Below are 6,031 nucleotides of genomic sequence, written 5' to 3' on the forward strand. Positions count from 1 at the left end.
GGCCAACAGACGAGAAACAATTTTTAACTTAGACCAAAGCACGCAAATACAAAAGTACTAAATAGGCCAACAGACGAGAATCAATTTTTAAACGCGATCGCATTAATTCTTTAACTCATTACTCATTACTTCAAAACTCATTACTCATTACTTCAAAACTCATTACTCATTACTTCAAAACTCATTACTCAACCACAACCAGTAACTTTAGGTAAAGATGCAAGGTCTGAGTATAGATGATGTTAAGTAGTTATAGCAAGCTCGCCAATAGATGTTGACAAAAATGATGAAAAGCCCCCCTTAGTAAGGGGGGAAGGGGGGATCTGATAAGGGTAGGTTTTTAACATTTCGGTGAGGACGGGACTCCGGGAGGAACGAAGACAAGGAGACAAGGGAGATAATACAATTAAAACAGCGTGTTTTCATACTAATGTACACCTAAAATACAGATATAGCAATGAGCGTTGTAGTGTTAACAATATTTATATTTACAGATCCCCCCAACCCCCCTTAACAAAGGGGGGCTTTTCATGATAACTGTAAACATCTATTTGCGAGCTTGCTATACTTCCTTGTCTACTTTCCTTCCTTGTCTTCTTTGTCTCAACCTCACTACAAGCTCTTGGTAAAAAACCTACCCTTGTGAGGTTGGGGGGAAAAGTTAGTAATAAATGTTGTTAACACCACTGCGGTCACTGCTATAATTCAGAATTAAGAATTCTGAATTCTTAATTCTTCATTCTTCATTCTTAATTTTCCTCACAGAGGAATTTTCAACACTAACCGAGCAGTATTGGTTAGGTTCAATGGAAACATTGATATTGTTCTTGATTAATTTTCCCAGCCGAGTAGAGGGTTTCTGTAATTTCACTAATTGATAAGACGGAGTGGGCTTGATATCCTGCTTGTTTTAGTCTCTCAATTACCCCCTGTTCGTGATTGATAAAGACCACAATATCTTCTATCTCTAAACCACAACTTTTGAGTTTTTCTGCTCCTTCCATAACACTTTTACCAGAAATGAGAATATCATCAATAACTACTACTTTTTCTCCTGGTTGATAATGTCCTTCTACTAGGCGACGAGTACCATGGGCTTTGACCTCTTTTCGGGGGAAAATAAGGGGATGATGCAGCATTAAAGATAAACCAGTAGCAGTGGGTAAGGCGCCGTAGGGTATTCCAGCAATCCGCTCAAAATCTAGCTTTTTCACAATCTCTGCATAGGCTTGTAAGATTTGATGGAATATCTGTGGCTCAGATATAATTTTTCTTAAATCCACATAATAGGGAAAAACAGCTCCTGAAGCTTGTACATATTCTCCAAAGAGTATACAGCCTAAATCGTAAAGTTGTAGAATTAGATCCTGATGGGGATGTTTGTCTAAAATACACACATTCGATACCCACAATTGACAAGTATCATTTTGTTTAGTTATTTCGGTTCTAATCTTTTGAACTTGTTGATTTAATTGGTTTAGTTTCTCTGGGAGATTTTCTGCTTTTAACCAATCTTGGGGTATGGGAAGAATTAAACCTTCTCCGTGTTCATTTAAACCGGATTTGAGTAAGCTTGCTAATTGCTCTGATTCTAAGGATAAAAGGCTTTTATCCCTAAGTTGTGAATCTGAAATGCGGGGAATAGTTGACCAAAAACTCCGCAAAAGTATGGTTCTTTCTGGCGCTTCGGTTCTAATATTTTTAAGTATCTCTGTTTCTACTGTACCAACTTCTAAAAATAATTGTTCTGGTGATGCCCAATTTTTAACTTCTCTGACTAACTTGAGGTAAAAAGGCAATTTCTTTTGACTATTATATTCTTGTAGAGGTACAGCACTGGGATTAGAGGTTGAACAAAGAATAAATATACCCTTATCAGGATATAGTAAAAAGGGAATGGCTAAGTCTTGTCCAGGGTACGGACTTAGGGTAATGGCATCTACTTCTAGTTCTTCAAATATATACTCGGCAAACAAACTACCACTATTTAGATCTCCGTGTTTGGCGTCAAGAATTACTGGTATTTGTGCAGGGATAATTTGTAAAATCTCTACCAATAGTTCTATTCCTTTTGCCCCTAAAGCTTGATAAAATCCTAATGTGGGTTTATAGGCACAAACTGAAGTGGCGGTTTGATTGATTATTTCTGTTAACCAGTCTTTATACTGATTTTTATTGATTTTGTTACCAGATATATACTTTTCTGGCATCATCTCGGGATTAGGATCTAAGCCGACTACTAATAGGCTTTGATTGAGGGAGATCGCACTATTTAGTTTGGAGAAAAAACTCATGATTATCTTTTAATTTGTACTCAAGTTAAAAAAGTTATACTTATGATAGTTGGTGATTTTTTACGGTTTTATGAATAGGGGAGGAGGATAGTTGACGTTGAAAAAAATAGACGAAGATTATGAAGCTCAACTCGATAGAGTCAAGTTATTTATCTATTTGATTCCCATATTAGGCGTTATTCCCGCTTTCTGGACTCTATCTCGCTCCCAAAGCACCTCAGAAGAAAAGCAAGTCAGCCGTGTAGCGATTAATTTGGCGATCGCCTGGATTACTGCTTACTGTTTACTCCTATTTGGTGCTAATTACTCAGGAGGAGAAATTTCTAATTTCCGTCTACTCTACACTAATAGTATCTTAACTTCTGCCTATTTCGTTACTTGCTCGGTGATGCTTTTTAATCTTTGGCGCGGTAAGTTACCACGCCTTCCCTTTATTTTGCCTAAAAATCGTAGTAAAAACAAGAACAAAAGTAATTAAGTTAATTTGTTGAATTCTCAGTTGAATTTTCAATAGTTGAAATTAAACTAACCTCAATTATCTCTGCTTCTGGTTGATTAATTTCTACTCTAATATCAGGACCAAAAAATTTTTCAATTTTGCTTTGTTTTTCTTGCCAAGTTTCTAAACCGATGAGAGGAGAATCGAATAATAACACTAAAGCATAATTAGATGCGATCGCTTTTTCTTGTAAATCAAACAAAATTGGTCTTTCTGGATCACTGGGACTCAAACCCAATTTTTCTAATGATATATCTAAATGAGCTTCTTGCCCATAACGATATCGAGTTACATCTTTACGTATTTGTATTTGAGTGGGAGTTGCTTGTTTTTCCCGTAACTCAACTATTTCTGGAGAAGGAGTTTGACTGGGGATAACTGGTTTCAATTCAGAAACCTTCAGGGCTAATCCTCCAAGTAATACAGGGACTCCATAAAATAAACCTGCGAGATTAAGAGTAGCATTACCTGAGGCATAAGCAATAAAACCAATTACTGTTAGTGTAGAACCCACTACTAAACCTATCGAACCTAGAGATACTTTACCAAACATTTAGACCTTGTTAAAAAAGTTTAATATTGTTTATTCTAGAGCTTAGAGTTCATTTTAACTAAAAAAATCATGGATAAGTCTACTCTTGTTACCCGATTCCGAGAAATAACTAGTCAGAGAGAATCACTAATTAATTTATTAGAACAGCCATCAATTGGAACTTTGCGCATTGATGTCAATCAAGCCTTAGAGGAGATGGATGAATTAATCGAAGAATTTGAGAAAATTTTCCCTGAGGAAAAAATCTCTTAATCTCAATATACCGTAGGGTGCGAACTTCGCTCCATGCGCGTAACGCACCCAGATAAATTAATTAATCGAATAATTTAAGGAACTCTTCAAAGCCGAGAAGAATTTTATTGAGTAACTTCTTCAGGGGCTACTTGAGAGGGTTGTTCATCCTCTGGTGATTCACTAGTAGATTCGCTGGTTGTTTCCGTTGCTTCAGGGGCTACTTGAGAGGGTTGTTCATCTTCTGAGGTTTCGCTCTGTGTAGAAGCTTCAGGGGCTACTTGAGAGGGTTGTTCATCTTCTGGGGTTTCGCTCTGTGTAGGGGCTTCTGATGCTAGTTGAGGGGAAGATTCGACTGTTTTAGGCATTCTCGATAGCTGTTTACTAAAATCTGCTAACTCATCATCGCGAAGTTCTGGACTTTCTTTGATTTTAAGAGTTAAATAGCGAATTATATCTTCATTTAAGCGCATAGCTCTTTCTAAAATTCCTATTTGTTGCCCATCTCCTTCGTAGTTTACTAGTATATAGATACCTTCTTGATATTTTTGAATAGGATAGGCTAGACGACGTTTACCCCAAAATCTTACTTGAAGATTAGTAGCTCCATTGTCAGTAAGCATGGTGCTATAATTACTAACAAGAGAAGCGATTTCTTCTTCTAAAAGATTAGGACGTAAAATATACATCATTTCATAAGCTTGAGTCATTATTTAATAATCTCCTTTTGGACGTTAATGGCTTTCTCCCTGAGTAAGCAAGGATCTTCTATCTTAACTCAAATCTCGTATCTTGATCAAATAAATGTACGATAACATATGTAAATTCCTCGCTGAAACATTCTCATCAGATTTAGCCCAATGGTTGTTGGGTGAAAATCTTGAGTTAACCATGCTCGAACCTACCGAGTTACAAGTGGAACCCATTCGAGCTGATAGTCTGATTTTTTTACAGTCAGAAAATATCATACTCCATATTGAATTTCAGACAGTTCCAGACCGAGATATACCTTTTAGAATGGCTGATTATCGTCTAAGATTACATCGCCTTTATCCTGATAAACAGGTTTATCAGGTAGTCATTTACTTAAAAAAAACCAGCTCAAGTTTAGTTTATCAAACTACCTTCGCTTTAAGTGAAACCCAGCATAGATTTAATGTGATTCGTTTATGGGAAGTACCCGCCGAACAATTGTTAGAATCATCAGGTTTATTACCATTTGCAGTACTATCTCAAACAGAAAACCGAGAAAATATCTTGCAGGAAGTAGCGCGTAAAATCGAAGCAGTATCAGACAAAACCAGAAAGAGTGACCTAACAGCGAGTACTTCGATTTTAGCAGGTCTAGTTTTAGATAAAATAGTGATTAACAGAGTATTGAGACAAGAAATTATGAAAGAGTCAGTAATTTATCAAGAGATACAAGCAGAAGCTGAAGCCAGGGGAAGACAACAGGGAAGACAACAGGGAAGACAGGAGGGAGAAGCTAATCTAGTTATTAAACTCTTAAATAGAAGAATCGGGCAAGTTTCCGGGGAATTAAATGGCCAAATTCGTAGTTTATCTGTAGAACAACTAGAAAACTTAGGAGAAGCCTTACTTGATTTTCAAACGACATCAGACTTAATTAACTGGCTTGGCACTATCAATTAACACTCAAAGAACAAATAATCTTTAAGGTTTTATTTCCCTGATTATCGTATCAAGTAGCCCAATAGTAGCGATCGCCATTCTAACTGGATTATCTTAGAAAAAAAAGCAAAATCTAAGATGATTAATTTAATTGAATGCTGGAAAATGGCTATTAACTCATATCAAAGCACCAGAACTTATGTACTAAATTAACCTCAGAAAAAGTTCATTTCTCTTTCGCCTAAGATCTTACACTCGGTCAAATCAGATCTTCCACCTTTAGCAAAAGCTACTGGTTGGGGTTGAGTAATGAGTAAGGAGTAAGGAGTAATGAGTAAGAGAATTGATGTTAAACCTCTAGGAGACAAAGATTATAGAGAATTAACCATAAAGAACATTTTTCCTAAAAAATTAGTACATAAGTTCTGGTGGAAGATATGAGGTCAACCAATTTTTAAGCTTTGAGCATTAATTCTTTAACTCATTACTTCAAAACTTCAAAACTTCAAAACTTAACCACCACAAATAACTTTGGGTAAAGATGCAAGATCTGAGTTAATACCTTAGTAGCTAACAAATGACGTAGATTTTGTAGGTTGGGTTGAGGTTACTCCACCCAACAAATTACTTATTATCTCCCATTGTGTTGGTGTTGGGTTGACAAGACAAGGAAAGGGGCGCAAAGCAAGAGCGCCCCTACAACAAAATGGTATAATACGGGGGACATTGGGGTAGCGATCGCTCCATTGGCGAGATTTCTTCGGGAGCGCACCATGTAGGTTGGGTTGAGGTGACGAAACCCAACAAATTACTTATTGTATT

General features: G+C 36.7%; 5 protein-coding genes and 1 pseudogene. 3 read left to right on the forward strand and 3 right to left on the reverse strand.

Features of this window, described 5'->3' with window-relative positions; genetic code table 11:
- Positions 1–803: 803 nt before the first annotated feature.
- Entirely contained in the window at positions 804–2,294 is a 1,491-nt protein-coding gene (locus MW688_RS21900) for a bifunctional orotidine-5'-phosphate decarboxylase/orotate phosphoribosyltransferase (protein ID WP_486738138.1), read from the reverse strand.
- 97 nt (positions 2,295–2,391) lie between these two features.
- Between MW688_RS21900 and MW688_RS21905 the strand changes: the two genes are divergently transcribed.
- A complete protein-coding gene (locus tag MW688_RS21905; RefSeq protein ID WP_486738139.1) occupies positions 2,392–2,772 on the forward strand; it encodes a hypothetical protein in 381 nt (126 codons plus the stop codon).
- Between the two features lies 1 nt (position 2,773).
- Here MW688_RS21905 and MW688_RS21910 read toward each other — a convergent pair whose 3' ends face one another.
- Positions 2,774–3,346, reverse strand: coding sequence for a DUF2854 domain-containing protein (locus tag MW688_RS21910; RefSeq protein WP_486738140.1), 573 nt, complete (start codon positions 3,344–3,346; stop codon positions 2,774–2,776).
- A 69-nt stretch (positions 3,347–3,415) separates the two neighbouring features.
- Between MW688_RS21910 and MW688_RS21915 the strand changes: the two genes are divergently transcribed.
- Complete coding sequence (locus tag MW688_RS21915; RefSeq protein ID WP_486738141.1) at positions 3,416–3,598, forward strand: hypothetical protein; 183 nt, start codon at positions 3,416–3,418, stop codon at positions 3,596–3,598.
- Positions 3,599–3,975: 377 nt separating this feature from the next.
- Here the strand turns inward: MW688_RS21915 and rpsF are convergent.
- Positions 3,976–4,287, reverse strand: a pseudogene (gene rpsF / locus MW688_RS21920) (30S ribosomal protein S6); the annotation flags it as partial.
- A 94-nt stretch (positions 4,288–4,381) separates the two neighbouring features.
- Here rpsF and MW688_RS21925 point away from each other — a divergent pair.
- Positions 4,382–5,230 (forward strand): Rpn family recombination-promoting nuclease/putative transposase, encoded by an 849-nt coding sequence (locus tag MW688_RS21925; protein WP_486738142.1) that lies wholly within the window; start codon positions 4,382–4,384, stop codon positions 5,228–5,230.
- Positions 5,231–6,031 lie beyond the last annotated feature (801 nt).

It is taken from the genome of Johannesbaptistia floridana (assembly GCF_057440575.1).